Below are 18,561 nucleotides of genomic sequence, written 5' to 3' on the forward strand. Positions count from 1 at the left end.
ATCTATGCTATTTTCGTCTATTTCACGCGCGTTTGCCATTCAATACAAGGTGGCGATTTGAAATGTACTTATCAACAAATCATTTATTTACATACCATCTGTAAATACCCTTTATTAAATACTTTGTTACTTAAAAGTACTGTTTAAAATCATCAAGCTATTTATAATAGCTAAAACATAAATAATCGATGAGGTTAGTGTGCAAATAACACAAGGTATGGAATATTTTTTTTCAGGGTTTAAGTTAATTAGTCAAAAAGGGCTAAAACGCTTTGTACTTATACCCCTACTTATTAATATTTTATTATTTGGTAGCTCCTTATTCTTTTTATTTGGCTGGCTTAGTGATGGCTTTAATGCCGTAACCGCCATGCTCCCAGAATGGCTAAGTTGGCTCGAATGGTTAATGTGGCCAATTGCTGTGCTGGTGGTGCTGTTTACTTACAGTATGTTATTTACCGTTATTACTAACTTTATCGCCGCACCTTTCAATGGCTTACTAAGTGAAAAGGTAGAGCTTTATTTAACTGGTCAAAAAATTAACGACGACGGATTAGCTGATTTAGTTAAAGATGTTCCGCGAATGCTGGGCCGGGAATGGACTAAGCTTTGCTACTACCTCCCACGCGCTATCGGCTTTTTTATTTTATTGTGGGTACTACCTGTGATAGGCCAAGTGCTATGGGTGCTTTTTACCTGCTGGATGTATGCAGTGCAATATAAAGATTATGCTTTTGATAATCACAAAATTAGCTTTACACAAATGAAAAATGACTTAAAAAGCAAACAAGGGTTATCTTATGGGTTTGGCTTTGCCGTGATGCTGCTAACCGCTATCCCATTTATAAATTTAATTGTTATGCCTGTGGCGGTATGTGGTGCCACACGATTATGGGTTGAAAATTACCGACCACAATACCGTAGTTAAAATAAAAAATGGGCCACCTGGCCCATTTTTTTATGATCGCTAATATATTAACTATATAAGCTCTGTGGCACTTTAGTTACATTTAAGTGCACCGTTATTTCTTCACGATCATGGTATAAATGCTTTGCTTGAAGTTCATAGCTTATGCCGTACTTCGCCATTTCTTCTCTGATCATTTTTAAACATTCATACACACTATCAAAGCGTTTTTTCATCGGTAATTTTAGATTAAAAATAAGCTCTTTTGCATAGGCGTTTACAGCCCAGTCAATCATCAAGTTAGTCACTTTAGTCGGCTTTTCTACCATATCGCAAACCAACCAAGTGATGTTTCTTTTTTCTGGACGGTATTTAAAACCATCTTCCCTAAAATGCTTTACTTGACCCGTTTCCATTAAACTTTCATTCATTGGGCCGTTATCTATCGCACTAACAAACATACCACGGCGAACTAACTGATAAGTCCAGCCACCTGGGCATGCACCTAAGTCAACGCTGCGCATCCCAGCTTGTACCCGCGACTCACGCTCTTGCTCAGGAATAAACACGTTAAACGCTTCATCTAACTTAAGCGTTGAACGACTTGGGCCATCGCTTGGCATACGTAAACGTAGGATCCCCATAAAAAAAGGAGAATTGTTATAACTATATGAGTAACCCACATACGCAGTATTATTAGCTAAAAACAGCACATGCATTACTGGGCGATTTGCTTTTGGTTCACGCAATACGGTGTTTTGTTTCTCAAGGGCTTTTTTAAGCGGAGTTGATATTTTTTTACAAAAAGTCAGTAACTCTTTGCCCTCGTTGGTATCGGGGGTTTCGACACGCAGCTCAGAACACAAAGTAAAATCTTTTGCAGCATCTACAATAGCGCCTACTCTATCTTCTACGGGCATATTTTCAATTAGGTTACCGGCAAACCATTGGCGTGCAAATACCATATTTTTAAAATCAACTTTTTTGATTATTTCGTCGCTGTGCTGCGCTTCAAAACATTCATAAATAACATAACCGGTATTTGGTTTTGCTTTTACATACCCAGCAAATCCTTGTTCGGCAGCGTGAAACGTTATTTCAGCAGCGGCATCGTTTTCAAAACCACTACGACAGTAAATCACAACACTAGACATATTAACCCTTAAACTCTTTAAAACTTAAATCGTGCAACTTGCACTAAAATAACTATCCAACCAATAATAAAGCACAGCCCACCCAAGGGGGTAATTGGGCCCAGCCACTTCAACCCTGTTAAGGCCAATAAGTATAAGCTGCCACTAAATAACAATGTACCGGCAATAAAAAAGCTACCCGCCATGCTGAGGTGCATACCCCACTTAATTAAAATAGCCACTGCAATTAACGCCAGCCCATGTACCATTTGATACTCAGCGGCGGTTTTAAAAATACCAATGGAGTACTCTGATAAACGACCTTTCAGACCATGAGCAGCAAATGCGCCCAGTATCACTGAAAGCATGCAAAAAAAGCTGCCTGCTAATAAAAATAGTTTAATCATGTTTATCCTCTTTTAAATTTTCAAGCGTATTCTTTATAAAGCTTGCTGCCTGTATTGCTGCAGCATTCAGGTTTTCCTGCTCAGTCACGCCACTTTTTTTACGCGGTTTTAGTGAGTGGTCACCATCCGTTAACCATATATACTTTGGCTGCTTTGGCATGACCATTGTGGCAAGCTCTTCGCGGGTGCCAAAGGTATCCCTTTCCCCCTGTAATACTAAAAAAGGACACGGTATGTCTGCAAAATGATCTGTACGCAGTTTTTCTGGCTTGCCCGGAGGATGAAACGGATAACCAAACGCAAGCACACCTAAAACAGGATGAGAGGTCGAACAGGCAAGCATCGATGCCACGCGCCCGCCCATTGATTTACCCCCTATAAATAGCGGTAAATTTGCATCAGCTTGAGTCACTATATGTTCAAAATAAGTAAGTAGTTTAGGCGCTCGATCTGGTGGGCGACGTTTGTTAGTTTGTTTAGCAATTTGCATATATTCAAAATCAAACAAGCCAACGTCAATACCGTACTCACTGAGATGTTTAGCCATGATTTGCATAAACTCAGAATCACTGCCAGCCCCTGCGCCATGAGCAAATATAAACTGTGCGATTGCCGGTTGCTGACTACTTCTAACCCATTCGATGCTCATTAATATTCTTGCTCCTGCTCAACTAAACTTAACATCCAGTCTTTAAACGATACAATTTTGCCTAACTCATTTTGTGACTCACGGATCACTAAGTAATAGGCATTCTTACTCTCTAAACTGTGATTGAACGGGATCACTAAACGTCCGGCATCAATATCTGGTTTTGCTAGTACGCTGTTACCAATTGCAACACCTTGGCCATGTACCGCAGCTTGTAACACCATAGATGAATGACTAAATATAGGTCCTTGGTTAACTTGTACATTACGTACGCCGGCGGTTTTCATCCAGGTTTTCCAGTTTTTACGGGTGGTGTCATGTAGCAAGGTATGGTTTGCTAAATCACTGGGTTGGTTAAGCGCTCTGGGGCCATTTAACAGTAATGGGCTACATAACGGCACTAAATACTCAGTGTGCAGTTTATAGGCTTGCACCCCACTCCAATGACCGCGACCATAATAAATTGAGATATCAACATCGTCTGTTAACGAGTTTTCATCCTGATCTTGGGCTTTAATTCGCACATCAATTTCTGGGTGTAATTCGTTAAATAAGCTCAATCGAGGAATAAGCCATTGAATCGCAAAACTGGGGGTTAAACTTACGGTTAACGAGCCTTTGGCACCACGGGCTAGTAGCTTTTCAGTTGCATCTATTAGCTGAGTAAAAATTTCTTTAATATCTAAAAAATAACCTTGGCCTTCTTCGGTTAATAATAACGAGCGATTTTTACGTAAAAACAGCTTTAAGCCTAAATGCTCTTCAAGCGTTTTTATTTGATGACTCACCGCAGCTTGCGTGACATACAACTCTTCTGCGGCTTTAGTAAAGCTTAAATGACGTGCTGCAGCTTCAAAAGCTTTCAGCGCGTTTAATGGAGGAACTCGTCTTGACATGGCAACCAAGCTTAGAATTAGTTTTTCTTATGCGGTGAATTATATACCTATGCTGGGAAAGAGTATATTCAAGCCACAAAAAAAGCGACCTAAGTCGCTTTTTAATGAGTTAATCACTTCTTTATAAATCACTAGCACTGGTATCAAGGGGAGCAAAGCTTTTGATTAGATCATCAACCGCTTTCATTTGCGATAAGTACCCTTCTAACTTGCTCAATGCTAATGCACAGGGGCCATCACATTTTGCTTCATTTGGATTGGGGTGTGCTTCAATAAATAAGCCTGCAATACCCAGTGCCATACCGCTACGGGCAAGTTCTGCTGCTTGAGCACGACGACCATCGGCTGAGTCAGCTCGACCGCCAGGACGCTGCAGCGCATGAGTGGCATCAAATATAACGGGAGCCATGGTTTTCATATCATCCATGCCCAGCATATCAACCACTAGGTTGTTGTAACCAAAGCTTGAACCACGTTCACACAAGGCTACATTATTATTTCCGGCTTCATTAAATTTAGTAATGATATGACGCATTTCATGTGGGGCTAAAAACTGTGGCTTTTTCACATTAATAATCGCGCCTGTTTTAGCCATTGCAACCACCAAGTCTGTTTGACGAGCCAAAAACGCCGGTAGCTGAATAACATCAACAACCTCTGCAACCGGTGCTGCCTGATGAGGTTCATGCACATCGGTGATAAGCGCAATATTAAAGGTATTTTTAATCTCTTCAAATATCTTTAAGCCTTCTTCCATGCCTGGACCACGATAAGAATTGATGGACGAGCGATTGGCTTTATCAAATGATGCTTTGAATACATAAGGAATATTTAATTTAGTGGTCACTTCAACATAATGCTCGGCAATACGCATCGCTAAGTCTCGTGATTCAAGCACATTCATGCCACCAAATAAAACAAAAGGTTTATTATTTGCCAGTTCTATTTCATTGATATTAATAACTTGGTTGTTCATTTTAATTCCTTATGGTGCAACTGCTTGCATCATTAATCCACAAATATACGCCATATATGTACCTACACCATAGCCTAGTACAGCTAATAATACGCCGACCGGTGCCAGTGACGGATGAAACGCAGCGGCCACAACAGGGGCAGACGCTGCGCCACCTACATTGGCCTGTGAGCCAACAGCCATATAAAATAACGGCGCTTTAATTAATTTAGCCACAATGAGCATTAAACTTGCGTGAGTTAACATCCAAATTGCACCAATAACAAAATACATCGGTGAATCAAAAATCGCCATTACATTCATATGCAGGCCAATCGATGCCACTAAAATATACAAAAAGGCTGACGCCACTTTCGATGAACCAAACGCCTCAATATGGCGTACTTTGGTAAACGATAAGCAAATACCTATCGTCGTTGATATAACAATAAGCCAAAAGAACTTACTGTTTAAACTGTATTCTTTTGCCCACGCATAATTATTGGCAAAGAAGGGTCCTAAAATATCTGCACAAAAGTGCGCTAAACCGGTAATACCAAAGGCAATAGCTATAATCATCATGTAATCATTTAGCGTTGGCATACGCGCATGCTCTGCATGGTATTTTTCAACACGTTGCTTTAAGTCTTCAATCGCGGTGGTATCTGCACCGGCTTTAGCGTCAATCGCTTTATGATTAGCTGCCATTAATAATAATACTGCCATCCATAAATTAGCCACTATCACATCCACGGTGACCATGGCTGAGAAAATATCGCCACCCACTTCAAACATTTCTTTCATAGATGCTTGGTTTGCACCGCCACCAATCCAGCTACCTGCAATGGTTGTCATACCACGCCAAACAGCGTCAGGGCCATGTCCACCTACCGCTTCTGGATAAACAGCACTCATTATTAAAATAGCTAATGGGCCACCAATCACAATACCTGCGGTGCCGGTTAAAAACATAATTAATGCTTTAGGACCTAAATTAATAATCGCTTTTAAATCAATACTGATGGTAAGCAAAATTAAACACGCAGGCAGTAAATATCGCGAAGCGACGTAATACACGTTAGATTGAGAACCATCAACAATACCAAAGGTATTTAACAATGACGGCAAAAAATAACACAACAATAATGCCGGTACATATTTATAAAATGCCACAAGACCTGGGCGTTGACTATTTGAGGTTTTGAAAATAAACCCTAAAATAATCGCCAATAAACCAAGTACAACGGCATCATTGGTAATTAATGCAGTTTGGGGATCAGCCATAACATTTCCTATTTTTTATTCTTAGTGGTGAGTTTTATGATTGTCTTCAAGTTCTTCAATTTGATGTAGAATGATTTCAATAGCAGGATCATCAGGACATTCATCAACAAAAAACTGTAAATCATCTCGTGCCATTTTAGGGCAGCCAAGCTGATTTAGTAAATAACCTCTGTCGCGTCGCTCATAGGGATCATCACCTAATATTTCCATTAATAAATCGACGCAAGTTAACGCATGACCAAATTTATTTTCACTAATGAAAGACCATTTTTGCTGCGCTAAAAATAATTTATACACTTCGTCTTCAAAAATAAGCTCTAAAGGCTCTTGTTCTTGAGGATTTTCTTCATCAATATTTTCAGGAATGATGTACCAACTTTGTTGGCCACTGCTAGGGTCAACAAGATAACCCTCTTCATCACTCATTGCGACGTGAATGCCCACTTCGCCTTGAGTTATACTTACACTGGCATCGAGTTTAGCATGCTGTAAAAAGTGGCATAACAAAATAGCTAAGGTTGTCGGTGTGCCACTGCGCATAGACAAGGTATAGCTGATGCTATTTAACTTATACTCAGGAACTTTCAAGCTTGATGCACTAAATAGCCACTCACTATAAAAGCTATCAAGTAGTTTATCTAGGCGATCGTGTTCGTCCGGCATCTGCTGACAAATAGACTCTATTTGCTGCTCAAACGCAGTGAGTATTTCAAGACTTGGTGTTAAGTCTATTTGAGAATCCCATTTAGCTTCCGCTTTGATACAACGATATATAGCCGGCGGCAAAAAATCATCGTAAGTATCTTCTATATAAGATTCATCGTGTTCATCAAACCCGAGGGTGGTCATTCATACTACAACATTCTAGAAAACGAGGACGTAGTTTACCTAATTTTAAAGCTAGATACCAATAATCAGAAATGAATTGAAGAGGTAAGCTTTACACCTTTGGTGTGCAAAGCTTAAATAGGCATTGTTAATTATAACAACAGCGGGGCTTTAGCTGTTGCTAAGTAACCAATAGCTGAAATAACAGCGGTGTTAAGTACTAAAAATACGACTTTTGGAACGGTTGTCGTTTGTTTAGCACTAATAATACCCACAACAATATAAACGATAACTAGAATAATTTTTTCTAATAACCAAAGCTGCTCTAATGGGTTTATTTTAGCCATTGCCATTAAACCGATGGCTGAAACAATCAATAAAGTGTCTATACTGTGGCTACCAATAAAAACCAACTTATTTTTGGCAAGGCTGCCACTGCCCATACGAGAAAAAGAACGTACGTAAAATAAAATAATACTCACTAGCGCAATGGCCATGTGTGAGTGTTTTAATGCTAAATAATCCATAGGTATTGTTACTTCTGTTTAGTTATGTGTTTTGTCAGGAAAGCGTGAAAGTACCGCTTCGAGGTCTTCAAGCTTATCATTAAATACATCAACAAGTTTAGGATCAAAATGCGTTCCTTTATTTGCGTTTATCTCCGCAACCGCTTCTTCAAGTGTCCACGCACCTTTATAACAACGTTTATGGCGCAGTGCATCATACACATCAGCCAATGCCACTATTCTGGCAAAAATATCAATACGCTCCCCCTTTAATCCACTAGGGTAACCAGAACCATCCCACTTTTCGTGGTGCTGCTGTGCGATTAATGCCCCTGCGCTGACTATTTTACGTGGTGAATCTTTCAAAATAGCATAGCCTTTTCCAGCATGAGTTTTCATAACTTCCCACTCTTCGCTGTTTAACTTGTCAGGCTTATTTAAAATTGCATCCGGAATACCTATTTTACCCACATCATGTAAAGGCGATGCAAAGCGAATTAAATTCGCTTGCTCTTCAGATAAGCCGTAGGCTAATGCTAATTCATAACAAATATAAGCAACCCGTTTTACATGATTACCCGTTTCGCACGAGCGCTGTTCAACGGCTTCACTTAAACGATAAACAAGCTCTTGTTGTGTGGCTTCAACTTCAGTGTGTAACTGCACATTTTCAAATGCCAACTGCACATTTTGAGAAAAGATTTCAATTAAGTTTCGTTGTGTATCCGTCAACTTTGACGGCACACCTGATACAAACAACATTGAATTATGGTTAAATTTACTGCTGCAATAAGCAAACAAATAATCATCTCTATACACAATTGCTTTATTAGCAAGGGCCTCTTGGCACGCTAACAGTTGGTCTTCTGGTAGTACGGTTTCTAGCTCTTCTCCCTCGCGCTTCGCAAAATCACCGGTACCAGAGCAAACAATCAGTTTTTTATTCATCTCCTCTGACGGATTTTGTGCAACTAAGGTGGTAGCATACATGGCTTCATCAGCAACGTTTAGTAAAGAAGTGAGCTGCTGCATCACGCCTTCAATAAAGTTATCCATTGAATGGGTTGCAAAAATATTGCGCGAAGCAGTGATTATTTTTTCTAGTCCCTCACGCGATTGCTCAATCGAAATAATATCACGATACGAGCGAAGACTTGCCATCATAACGGTGAATAATTTTTGTGCGGTGAGTTCAGTTTTAGATTTATAGTCATTAATATCGTAATTTACGATTACTTGGCGCTCGGGTGCTTGGCCTGGCTGCCCGGTTCGTAGAATAATGCGAATATAATTATTTTTAACGGTATCACGAATGTATTTTGCTACTTGCAAACCCGCATCGTCTGTTTCCATAACAACATCGAGTAGGATGATGGCGGCATCAGGATGATCATCAATCAACTTTTTCGCTTCTGCGCCGGAATAAGCACTAATAAACTCCAAGCGTCTATCTTGAAACTTAAAATCACTCAACGCTAAACGCGTAACAGCATGAACCTCGGGTTCATCATCAACAATTAGAACTTTCCATGTTCCTTGCTCTTCACTTACTACTTCAGGTGGTTGTTCATTTGAAAATAAAAAATCTTCCATCACAAAGAGTTCCTTAAAACATATGCAAACAAACAACGGGGCTATTTTTAATAAGTTAAGGCCATTGTCCGAAAGTTACGCGGTCGTTATTACCAAGATCTTTCACTGTGCTTACATTTATAAACGCCATTTGGTTGAATATATGGCGAACAGCTGCACTTTGCTCAAATCCGTGTTCAATTAAAAGATAGCCATTAGAATGTAAATAGTCACGTGATTGTGTAATTATTTGTTTAATATCAGCTAATCCAGCATCATCTGCAACCAATGCAGACAAAGGCTCAAAGCGCACATCACCTTGATGCAAGTGTTTATCGTTATATTCTATATAGGGAGGGTTGGTTACAATTAGATCAAATTTTTTATTATTTAACGCGCTAAACCAATTGCTTTGTTTAACACACACATTATTTATCGCTAATCGTTTTTGATTACGTTTGGCCAGTGCTACCGCATCATCAATACGATCAACGGCAATAATATCCCATGTAGGCATTTCACTACCAAGCGCAAGTGCAATTGCTCCAGTGCCTGTGCCTAAATCGAGCACTTTGGCGTCATTTGGTACATTACATGAAAGCGCAAGCTCAACTAAGGTTTCTGTATCAGGGCGAGGAATGAGCGTTGTTGGATTTACTTCAAGCTGTAAACTCCAAAACTCACGATACCCTGTAATGTGCGAAACAGGCTCGCCGTTTAAACGACGCTCACATGCACGCTCAAACGCTTGTGATTGCTCATCCGTTAATTGTTTTTCTGGCCAAGTAAATAAATAACTACGTGGCTTTTGTAAAATATTAAGCAGTAGTACTTGAGCATCTAACTTTGCGCTATCACTACTTGATGCTAATAAATTAGCACCGGTAGTAATAGCGTTTTCAACAGTGAGGTTCACAATTAATCGTCGCCCATCGCTGCTAATAAGTCGGCCTGATGCTCTTGCATTAGCGGCTCAACCACAGCACCTAAATCACCGGCTACCACTTCGTTTAAACGATAAAGCGTTAAGTTAATACGGTGATCGGTAATACGCCCCTGCGGGTAGTTGTATGTGCGAATACGCTCAGAACGATCGCCACTGCCCACTAAATTACGACGTTCAGACGCCTCAGCAGCATGACGTTTTTCATCTTCAGCCTGTTGCAAACGCGCCGCCAATACCGACATCGCTTTTGCACGGTTTTTATGTTGAGAGCGCTCATCTTGACACTCAACCACAACACCGGTTGGTAAATGGGTAATACGAATGGCAGAGTCGGTTTTATTAACGTGCTGACCACCTGCGCCCGATGCTCTAAAGGTATCAACTTTAATATCGGCCGTATTGATTTCGATGGCTTCTGCTTCTGGTACTTCAGCCATTACAGCAACAGTACAGGCGGAGGTATGTACGCGCCCTTGTGACTCAGTTTCTGGGACGCGCTGTACACGGTGCACGCCTGATTCAAATTTTAATTGCCCATAAACACCTTCACCGCTGATGTTAGCAATTACTTCTTTGTAACCACCGTGCTCACCTTCGTTGGTGGTAACAACCTCTACTTTCCATTTTTTTGTTTCTGCGTAACGGCTGTACATTCTGAATAAGTCGCCAGCAAAAATAGCAGCTTCATCGCCCCCTGTTCCTGCACGAACCTCTAAAAATACATTGTTGTTGTCTCTCGGATCTTTAGGCAACATAAGCACTTGAATGTCGTCTTCTAAAGTCGAAATCTGTGCTTTTGCTTCTTTATATTCTTCTTGTGCCATTTCGCGCATTTCAGGATCTGAATCTTTTAGCATTTCTTCAGCGCTACTCAAGTCTTCTTGTGCTTGCTGGTATGCTAAAAACGTTTTCACCACTTCTTCAAGCTCAGAGTATTCTTTTGAAAGAGTACGGAAGCGGTTTTGATCACTAATGACCGATGGGTCACTTAGTAGCGCTTGAACTTCTTCGTAGCGCTCAACTAAGGTTTCTAATTTACGATAAACGGACTCTTTCATTTAACTGTTATTCCTGATCTATACCTAACATTTTTTTCAATTGGTTTAACTGAGCCACTTCACCTTTTTTCGCTGCATCTTGGATGGCACGGGTAGGCGCGTGCATTAAGCGATTGGTTAATTTATTGGCCAGCTCTAAAATTACTTTTTCTGCATCTTTACCTGTATTTAGCTGACTAAGCGCCCTATCTACAAGTTCTGCTTTTGTTGTTTGTACATCATTACGGTAATGGCGAATTAAATCCACTGAATCAAGCGAGCGCAACCACATAAAAAACTCTTTGGTGCGCTCACTAATAATAATTTGTGCTTGCTCAGCCGCTTGTTCACGAGCAGCCATGTTTTCACTAACAATGGCTTGTAAGTCATCGACCGAGTACAAGTAGGCGTCGTCGAGTTCACCGACTTGGCTTTCAATATCGCGTGGTACAGCTATATCAATAAACAGCATCGGCTTATAGCGGCGTTGTTTAAGTGCTTGCTCAACTACACCTTTACCAATAATAGGTAAAGTGCTGGCGGTGGAGCTAATCACAATATCAGCTTGATGCAAACGTTCAGGCAATTGTGCCAACGCAATAACATCAGCTGATACTTCATCGGCTAAACTGCGCGCTCTTTCTATTGTTCTGTTGGCAACAGTAATTTTTTGCGGTTCATTTTGGTATAAATGTTTTGCTACCAGCTCTATGGTTTCACCGGCACCAATGAGTAACACTTTGGTTTTATCCAGCTTTCCATAAATATGCTTTGCTAAATTAACTGCCGCAAAGGCAACCGATACTGCACTGGCACCAATGTTGGTTTCGGTACGGACTTCTTTTGCCACCGAAAACGTTTTTTGAAACAAACGATCAAACGTAACGCCCACTGCATCATGAGTTTTGGCACTATTATAGGCTTGTTTTATTTGCCCTAAAATTTGTGGTTCGCCTAACACCAGCGAGTCAAGCCCACAGGCTACACGCATCAAATGGTTTATTGCAGCGCTGTCTTCATGACAGTAGATATTTTTACTCAGTTCATGTTCATCTAAACCATGGAAACTGGCCAACCATTGCAACAATGTTTGGGAATTTTGCTGCGCAAGGCTACAATACACTTCAGTGCGATTACAGGTAGAGACAATAACCGCTTCATTAAAGTCGGCATGGCCACTTAATTGTTGTAGCGCCTCTGAAATTTGCTCAGGCGAAAAGGCCACTTTTTCTCGTAATTCTACGGATGCGGTTTTGTGATTAATACCAAGTGCTATTATGGTCATATCTGCCAAATATTGCTGAGCCCTACTACATAGGCGGCAATTTTATCAAAAATCTCAGGAATATGGAAAGTAAGGAACAACATTTGACTCGACAATATTTTATTTTAACCCTGTTATTTATTTTTTTAACGGGCTGCGCCAATAAAAACAACTACAATACAGAAGCTTACGAAGACTGGAAGTTACGTCTTAGTACACAAAAAACTTGGCAGGTGGAAGGTAAATTAGCGTTTATTAGCCCTAATGAGCGCCAATCTGCTAACTTAAATTGGCAACAAACACAAAATAGTAATCATTTAGTGTTAACCACATTTATTGGCACCCGAATTTTATCGCTCAAACAAACCGCAGTGGGGGCTGAATTAATATTTGATGACCAACCGTATTTTGATACTAATGCGAGTAGACTTTTACAACGCTTAACGGGGTTTACTTTACCGGTAAATAACGCCGGCCCATGGTTAAAAGCCACTATTGACGATCAAACCTTAGAAGTCGATCAATTAGGCCGTGCTAAAAGCGTGTTATGGTTTGATGGCGCTGGCAAAAAATGGCAAATAAACTACACCAGTTACATACAAAAACACGGTTTTTGGTTACCTAACGCGCTAACCTTAACACATGAAAAGATTAAAATTAAAATCAAACTCTACGATTGGCAGTTTAACTAATTATGAATACTCCCTTTGAACTTTCGCTGATTGCGCCGGCGAAGCTAAATTTATTTTTACATATTAATGGTCGCCGTGATGATGGCTATCATGAATTAGAAACCCTGTTTACATTTTTGAACTATGGCGACGAGCTCCATTTTACGCTTACTAATGATAAAAATATTAGTATTAGCGGTGACATCCATGGCATTGCACTAACTGACAACTTAATTTATAAAGCAGCTTTATTATTGCAAACTCAGTGTAAAGTGAATTTAGGTGCAAAAATAAATTTAACTAAACGTTTGCCTATGGGCGGAGGTGTTGGTGGTGGTTCATCCGATGCCGCAACAACACTTTTAGCGCTAAATACACTATGGAATACCGCTCTTACACTAGATGAACTTGCAGATTTAGGCTTGAAACTCGGTGCTGATGTGCCTGTATTCATTAAAGGTAAAAGTGCCATAGCACATGGCGTTGGCGAGCAATTAGAGTATGTTAAATTGCCACAAAAATGGTACTGCGTAGTTTTTCCAAACCAGCATGTCAGTACTGCACAAATATTTACTCACCCCGATTTAAAACGTGACACGCCTAAACTTTTAGGTGACTGGCAACAGCAGGTTTTAACTAACGATTGTGAGCCTTTAGTGAAAAAGCTGTGTCCCGAGGTTGAAAAAACCCTGCAGTGGTTGCTAAAATACGCCCCATCAAAGATGACCGGAACAGGTTCATGTTGTTTTGTTGAATTTGCTAGTCAAGTTCAAGCACAAGATGTACTTGCTAACCTCCCCCATACTTGGCAGGGATTTATCGCATCAAGCGTTAATACTTCTCCTGCTCACACGGAGTTAGCCGCCATCATTGATAAATGAAGTAACGTACAAGTAATCATAAGTTAACCTACTTTGTTCATTCAATGTAAGTTAGTCCAAAAATTCAGTGCCTGAGGAACCCTACCGTGCCTGACATGAAGCTCTTCGCTGGTAACGCAACACCTGACCTAGCTCAAAAAGTTGCAAAACGTTTATATATTGAATTAGGCGATGCTGTTGTTGGCCGTTTTAGTGACGGTGAGATCAGTGTTCAAATTAATGAAAATGTTCGTGGCTCGGATGTTTTTATCTTACAATCAACCTGTGCCCCTACTAACGATAACCTAATGGAACTTATCGTTATGGTTGATGCGCTACGCCGTGCATCTGCCGGTCGTATCACTGCTGTTATTCCTTATTTTGGTTATGCTCGTCAAGATCGTCGTGTACGTTCTGCGCGTGTGCCAATTACAGCTAAAGTGGTTGCAGATTTCTTATCAAGTGTAGGTGTTGACCGCGTTCTTACGGTTGATTTACATGCTGAGCAAATCCAAGGCTTCTTCGATGTACCAGTAGATAACGTATTTGGCAGCCCGGTATTATTAGAAGATATGAAAAACCGCGACTTTGATGACGTGGTTGTTGTATCACCTGATATTGGTGGTGTTGTACGTGCCCGAGCAATTGCAAAACTATTAAACGATACCGACCTAGCTATTATTGATAAACGTCGCCCTCAAGCTAACGTTTCTCAAGTAATGCATATTATTGGTGACGTTGAAGGTCGTGATTGTATTATTGTTGATGACATGATTGATACCGGTGGTACATTGTGTAAAGCAGCTGAAGCTCTTAAAGAGCATGGTGCTAAACGCGTATTTGCTTACGCTACTCACCCTATTCTTTCTGGTACAGCTGCAGAAAACTTACGTAACTCTGTGATTGATGAAGTGATTGTAACTGACTCAATTCCACTGTCTGACGAACTAAAAGCGCTTGATATTGTAAAAGTATTAACACTTGCAGATATGTTAGCAGAGACTATTCGTCGCATTAGCAACGAAGAATCTATCTCGGCAATGTTTGAACACTAAAGTTAAACATTAATGAGTATAAAAGCGCCTTTTGGCGCTTTTTTTGTAAGCGATGTTTATTTTATAAACCCGCAGTGGTATGATAGCGCGCCTTTTGGCTAGGGACCTTGGTCGCAAAGGCCCTAACACTTTTAATTATTGGAGACATCATGTCTAACACAACTTATACTTATGACGCTGAACTTCGCGTAGAAACTGGTACTGGTGCGAGCCGCCGCCTACGTCGCGAAGACAAAGTGCCGGCAATCCTTTATGGAGCTGATAAAGAAGCGGTATCGCTTACTTTTGCTCATAAAGATATGATCAAAGCACAAGAAGACGAAGGCTTTTACACTCACATCCTTACATTAAATGTAGGTGGCGAGAAAGTTGAAGCAATCTTAAAAGATATCCAACGTCACCCTTTCAAGCCTAAGCTTACTCACCTTGATTTCCAACGTGTAGACGCAACTCATAAACTAGTAACTAAGGTTCCTTTACACTTCATCGGTGAAGAGAAAGTAACTAAGTTAGGTGCAACTGTTGTTCACCAGTTAACTGAAGTTGAGATTTCTTGTCTTCCTAAGTCACTTCCAGAATTCATCGAAGTAGACGTATCTGATCTTGTTGCTGGTGATTCAATCCACCTTACAGATCTTGCGTTCCCTAAAGGTGTTCAATCTGTTGAGCTTGGTAAAGGCGAAGGCCACGATCAGTCTATCGTTACTATCAAAGCTAACAAAGCAGCTCCAACTGAAGACGACGCTTCAGACGCTGCAGAATAATATTTAAGGTCTCGCACCTTGAATTCTATTCAAATGCTTGTGGGCCTGGCTAATCCAGGCCCCGAATACGCAAATACACGCCACAACGCAGGTGCTTGGTTCATTCAAGAACTCGCTGCACGCTACAACTGCACGCTAAAACACGACCCTAAATATCACGGCCTTACTGGTAAAGTGATTATTCAAGGCAAAGAATTCAAATTACTGATCCCCACCACTTACATGAACTTAAGTGGCAAAGCGGTGAGTAGTTTAGCCAATTTTTTTAAAATCCCCGTGGAAGACATACTTGTTGCCCATGATGAATTGGATTTAGACCCGGGCGTTGCTAAATTAAAAAAAGGCGGCGGACATGGCGGTCATAATGGCTTAAAAGACATTATTGCAAAAATGGCAAATCAAAAAGACTTTATGCGCTTACGCATAGGTGTAGGTCATCCAGGACATCGCGAAATGGTCACCGGTTGGGTGCTTGGTAAAGCAGCCAAGGACGATCAAGAAAAAATGGATGCCGCAGTTGATGAAGCAGTTCGTTGTATGGAAATACTTGCTAAAGACGGTGTGTTAAAAGCACAAAACAGACTACATTCGTTTAAACCCTAATTTTTGGGTATACGGTCGCACGTATTAAACGAATCTAAACAAGGTATCTTACTATGGGTTTTAAATGTGGCATCGTTGGCTTGCCTAATGTTGGTAAATCAACACTTTTCAATGCATTGACTAAAGCGGGTATTGAAGCCGCTAACTTTCCTTTTTGTACCATTGAACCTAATACAGGTGTGGTACCGGTGCCAGATCCTCGCCTAGACGAACTTGCTAAAATTGTTAACCCGCAACGTATTATTACAACTAGTATGGAATTTGTGGATATTGCAGGTTTAGTTAAAGGTGCATCGAAAGGTGAAGGCCTAGGCAATCAGTTTTTAGCAAATATTCGTGAAACAGATGCGATTGGCCATGTAGTTCGTTGTTTTGAAGATGAAAACGTTATTCACGTTGCTGGTACTATCGACCCTGCGGACGATATTGACGTGATCAACACCGAGCTAGTACTTGCTGATATGGACAGTGCTGATAAAGCAATATTCCGTAATGCGAAAAAAGCAAAAGGTGGCGATAAAGACGCAAAAGAGCAAAATGCGGTACTTGAAAAAGTAAAAGTGCATCTTGATGAAGGCTTAACTTTACGTTCTTTAGCGCTAACAAAAGAAGAAAAAGCAGCCATTGCGCCTATTAACTTCTTAACTATCAAGCCAACTATGTATATTGCTAACGTGGCTGAAGACGGATTTGAAAATAACCCACTACTTGATCGTGTCCGTGAAATAGCGGCTGCTGAAGATGCGGTTGTTGTGCCTGTGTGTGCAGCTATCGAATCTGAGCTATCTGAGCTTGACGAAGAAGACAAATTAGAGTTTATGGCTGACCTTGGTCTTGAAGAGCCAGGACTTAACCTTGTTATTCGTGGTGGCTATGAGCTACTACATTTGCAAACTTACTTTACTGCGGGTGTAAAAGAAGTACGTGCATGGACTATCCCAGTAGGTGCAACAGCGCCACAAGCAGCGGGTAAAATTCATACCGACTTTGAACGTGGCTTTATCCGCGCACAAACAATTGCTTTTGATGACTTTATTGCATTTAAAGGTGAAAGCGGTGCAAAAGAAGCAGGTAAAATGCGCCAAGAAGGTAAAGAGTACATCGTTAAAGATGGCGATGTAATGAACTTCTTGTTCAACGTATAATTAAACATTGCACTACGTTAAGTGGCTCATTGTTTTTAAAGGCTCGTTTTTACGAGCCTTTTTATTTTTCAGCCGAATAAAAGTAATAATTAGTCTACCCTTACTATAGGCTTAGAATTGTAAGGCAAAGCCAAATTACAATACAAAGCTCACAAAGAGTGTTAAAAAAGCAACGTTTTAATTAAAAAGTAGCCGGTTAGCCTATTTTTCCTGCAAACAAACCAACTTAAGTGTTTTTTTGCAAAAAAGGTGTTGACGAATTTGGGGCATATCAGCATAATACGCCCCGCACTCAGCGATGAAGTGTTAACAAAAAAGATGGCTAAGTAGCTCAGCTGGTTAGAGCACATCACTCATAATGATGGGGTCACAGGTTCAAATCCCGTCTTAGCCACCATTTATTTTTTGTTGCTCAATGAAGAGTCTAAAATAACTACCATTTCTTTGATTTATTCAAAGTGATAATGCGGGAGTTGAGGAATTGGCAGTTGTCTTGAATTAGACGCTGGATTTAGGTTCTAAAACATTGTTACCTGTATACTCGATGCGGGAGTGGCGGAATTGGTAGACGCGCTGGATTTAGGTTCCAGTATCTTAGGATGTGAGAGTTCAAGTCTCTCCTTCCGCACCATATTCTTGATAAGAATTAAAACTATCAATTTTTTATTGTTGGGATATCGCCAAGCGGTAAGGCACCAGGTTTTGATCCTGGCATTCCCAGGTTCAAATCCTGGTATCCCAGCCAACAATGGCTAAGTAGCTCAGCTGGTTAGAGCACATCACTCATAATGATGGGGTCACAGGTTCAAATCCCGTCTTAGCCACCATTTCTTTTTTTGAAGTGGCTCTGCAAGAGTTAAAATTGCAGCTCAATGAAGAGTTTAAAATAACTACCATTTCTTTGATTAATTCAAAGTGATAATGCGGGAGTGGCGGAATTGGCAGTTGTCTTGAATTAGACGCTGGATTTAGGTTCTAAAACAGTATGACCTGCATACTCGATGCGGGAGTGGCGGAATTGGTAGACGCGCTGGATTTAGGTTCCAGTATCTTAGGATGTGAGAGTTCAAGTCTCTCCT

The 18,561-nt window shown here is 40.6% G+C and carries 19 protein-coding genes and 4 tRNA genes; 11 read left to right on the plus strand and 12 right to left on the minus strand.

Annotation, left to right across the window (positions count from 1 at the left end; all coding sequences use genetic code 11):
* Positions 1-217: 217 nt before the first annotated feature.
* Entirely contained in the window at positions 218-928 is a 711-nt protein-coding gene (gene cysZ, locus MTN97_RS16745; RefSeq protein ID WP_282447419.1) for a sulfate transporter CysZ, read from the plus strand.
* Positions 929-975: 47 nt separating this feature from the next.
* Here cysZ and rlmM read toward each other — a convergent pair whose 3' ends face one another.
* The 12 genes from rlmM to hemA form a co-directional block, all read right to left on the minus strand.
* Complete coding sequence (rlmM, locus tag MTN97_RS16750; protein ID WP_036982089.1) at positions 976-2,061, minus strand: 23S rRNA (cytidine(2498)-2'-O)-methyltransferase RlmM; 1,086 nt, start codon at positions 2,059-2,061, stop codon at positions 976-978.
* A gap of 17 nt (positions 2,062-2,078) precedes the next feature.
* Positions 2,079-2,447 (minus strand): DUF423 domain-containing protein, encoded by a 369-nt coding sequence (locus MTN97_RS16755; RefSeq protein ID WP_248474932.1) that lies wholly within the window; start codon positions 2,445-2,447, stop codon positions 2,079-2,081.
* Complete coding sequence (locus MTN97_RS16760) at positions 2,440-3,096, minus strand: alpha/beta family hydrolase (RefSeq protein WP_248474933.1); 657 nt, start codon at positions 3,094-3,096, stop codon at positions 2,440-2,442. The genes MTN97_RS16755 and MTN97_RS16760 overlap by 8 nt, the downstream gene beginning before the upstream one ends.
* Positions 3,096-3,992 carry a transcriptional regulator GcvA gene (locus MTN97_RS16765; RefSeq protein ID WP_013465321.1) on the minus strand — a complete coding sequence of 299 codons (897 nt, stop codon included), beginning with the start codon at positions 3,990-3,992 and terminating at the stop codon, positions 3,096-3,098. Before MTN97_RS16765 ends, MTN97_RS16760 begins: the two co-directional genes overlap by 1 nt.
* A gap of 121 nt (positions 3,993-4,113) precedes the next feature.
* Entirely contained in the window at positions 4,114-4,968 is an 855-nt protein-coding gene (kdsA, locus tag MTN97_RS16770; RefSeq protein ID WP_036982082.1) for a 3-deoxy-8-phosphooctulonate synthase, read from the minus strand.
* A gap of 9 nt (positions 4,969-4,977) precedes the next feature.
* Positions 4,978-6,231 (minus strand): DUF819 domain-containing protein, encoded by a 1,254-nt coding sequence (locus MTN97_RS16775; protein WP_036982079.1) that lies wholly within the window; start codon positions 6,229-6,231, stop codon positions 4,978-4,980.
* Positions 6,232-6,252: 21 nt separating this feature from the next.
* Positions 6,253-7,080, minus strand: a complete 828-nt coding sequence (locus MTN97_RS16780) for a tetratricopeptide repeat protein (protein ID WP_248474934.1) — start codon at positions 7,078-7,080, stop codon at positions 6,253-6,255.
* Between the two features lie 131 nt (positions 7,081-7,211).
* Complete coding sequence (locus MTN97_RS16785) at positions 7,212-7,586, minus strand: SirB2 family protein (protein WP_069439964.1); 375 nt, start codon at positions 7,584-7,586, stop codon at positions 7,212-7,214.
* 18 nt (positions 7,587-7,604) lie between these two features.
* Entirely contained in the window at positions 7,605-9,158 is a 1,554-nt protein-coding gene (locus tag MTN97_RS16790; protein ID WP_248474937.1) for a DUF3369 domain-containing protein, read from the minus strand.
* A 55-nt stretch (positions 9,159-9,213) separates the two neighbouring features.
* Positions 9,214-10,053, minus strand: a complete 840-nt coding sequence (prmC, locus tag MTN97_RS16795; protein ID WP_036982072.1) for a peptide chain release factor N(5)-glutamine methyltransferase — start codon at positions 10,051-10,053, stop codon at positions 9,214-9,216.
* A 2-nt stretch (positions 10,054-10,055) separates the two neighbouring features.
* A complete protein-coding gene (gene prfA / locus MTN97_RS16800; RefSeq protein WP_010388346.1) occupies positions 10,056-11,141 on the minus strand; it encodes a peptide chain release factor 1 in 1,086 nt (361 codons plus the stop codon).
* A 7-nt stretch (positions 11,142-11,148) separates the two neighbouring features.
* Positions 11,149-12,405, minus strand: a complete 1,257-nt coding sequence (hemA, locus tag MTN97_RS16805) for a glutamyl-tRNA reductase (RefSeq protein ID WP_024602657.1) — start codon at positions 12,403-12,405, stop codon at positions 11,149-11,151.
* An 83-nt stretch (positions 12,406-12,488) separates the two neighbouring features.
* Between hemA and lolB the strand changes: the two genes are divergently transcribed.
* From lolB to MTN97_RS16855, 10 genes are all read left to right on the plus strand, one after another.
* Positions 12,489-13,076, plus strand: coding sequence for a lipoprotein insertase outer membrane protein LolB (gene lolB / locus MTN97_RS16810; protein ID WP_248474935.1), 588 nt, complete (start codon positions 12,489-12,491; stop codon positions 13,074-13,076).
* 2 nt (positions 13,077-13,078) lie between these two features.
* Positions 13,079-13,936: a 4-(cytidine 5'-diphospho)-2-C-methyl-D-erythritol kinase gene (gene ispE / locus MTN97_RS16815; protein WP_248474936.1), complete on the plus strand. Its 858-nt coding sequence runs from the start codon at positions 13,079-13,081 to the stop codon at positions 13,934-13,936.
* A gap of 86 nt (positions 13,937-14,022) precedes the next feature.
* Positions 14,023-14,970 carry a ribose-phosphate pyrophosphokinase gene (locus MTN97_RS16820; RefSeq protein WP_008115168.1) on the plus strand — a complete coding sequence of 316 codons (948 nt, stop codon included), beginning with the start codon at positions 14,023-14,025 and terminating at the stop codon, positions 14,968-14,970.
* Positions 14,971-15,119: 149 nt separating this feature from the next.
* Positions 15,120-15,734 carry a 50S ribosomal protein L25/general stress protein Ctc gene (locus MTN97_RS16825; RefSeq protein ID WP_013465331.1) on the plus strand — a complete coding sequence of 205 codons (615 nt, stop codon included), beginning with the start codon at positions 15,120-15,122 and terminating at the stop codon, positions 15,732-15,734.
* Positions 15,735-15,752: 18 nt separating this feature from the next.
* Positions 15,753-16,337 (plus strand): aminoacyl-tRNA hydrolase, encoded by a 585-nt coding sequence (pth, locus tag MTN97_RS16830; RefSeq protein ID WP_008467968.1) that lies wholly within the window; start codon positions 15,753-15,755, stop codon positions 16,335-16,337.
* Positions 16,338-16,390: 53 nt separating this feature from the next.
* On the plus strand, positions 16,391-17,482 hold the full coding sequence (gene ychF / locus MTN97_RS16835) for a redox-regulated ATPase YchF (protein WP_036982063.1): 1,092 nt from the start codon (positions 16,391-16,393) through the stop codon (positions 17,480-17,482).
* A gap of 320 nt (positions 17,483-17,802) precedes the next feature.
* A tRNA-Met gene (locus tag MTN97_RS16840) sits at positions 17,803-17,879 on the plus strand.
* A 149-nt stretch (positions 17,880-18,028) separates the two neighbouring features.
* Positions 18,029-18,113 (plus strand) — tRNA-Leu (locus tag MTN97_RS16845).
* 39 nt (positions 18,114-18,152) lie between these two features.
* Positions 18,153-18,227 (plus strand) — tRNA-Gln (locus MTN97_RS16850).
* Positions 18,228-18,232: 5 nt separating this feature from the next.
* Positions 18,233-18,309: transfer RNA gene (locus MTN97_RS16855), tRNA-Met, on the plus strand.
* Positions 18,310-18,561 lie beyond the last annotated feature (252 nt).

It is taken from the genome of Pseudoalteromonas sp. 2CM36K (assembly GCF_023161865.1).
Classification (GTDB): Bacteria; Pseudomonadota; Gammaproteobacteria; order Enterobacterales; family Alteromonadaceae; genus Pseudoalteromonas; species Pseudoalteromonas tetraodonis.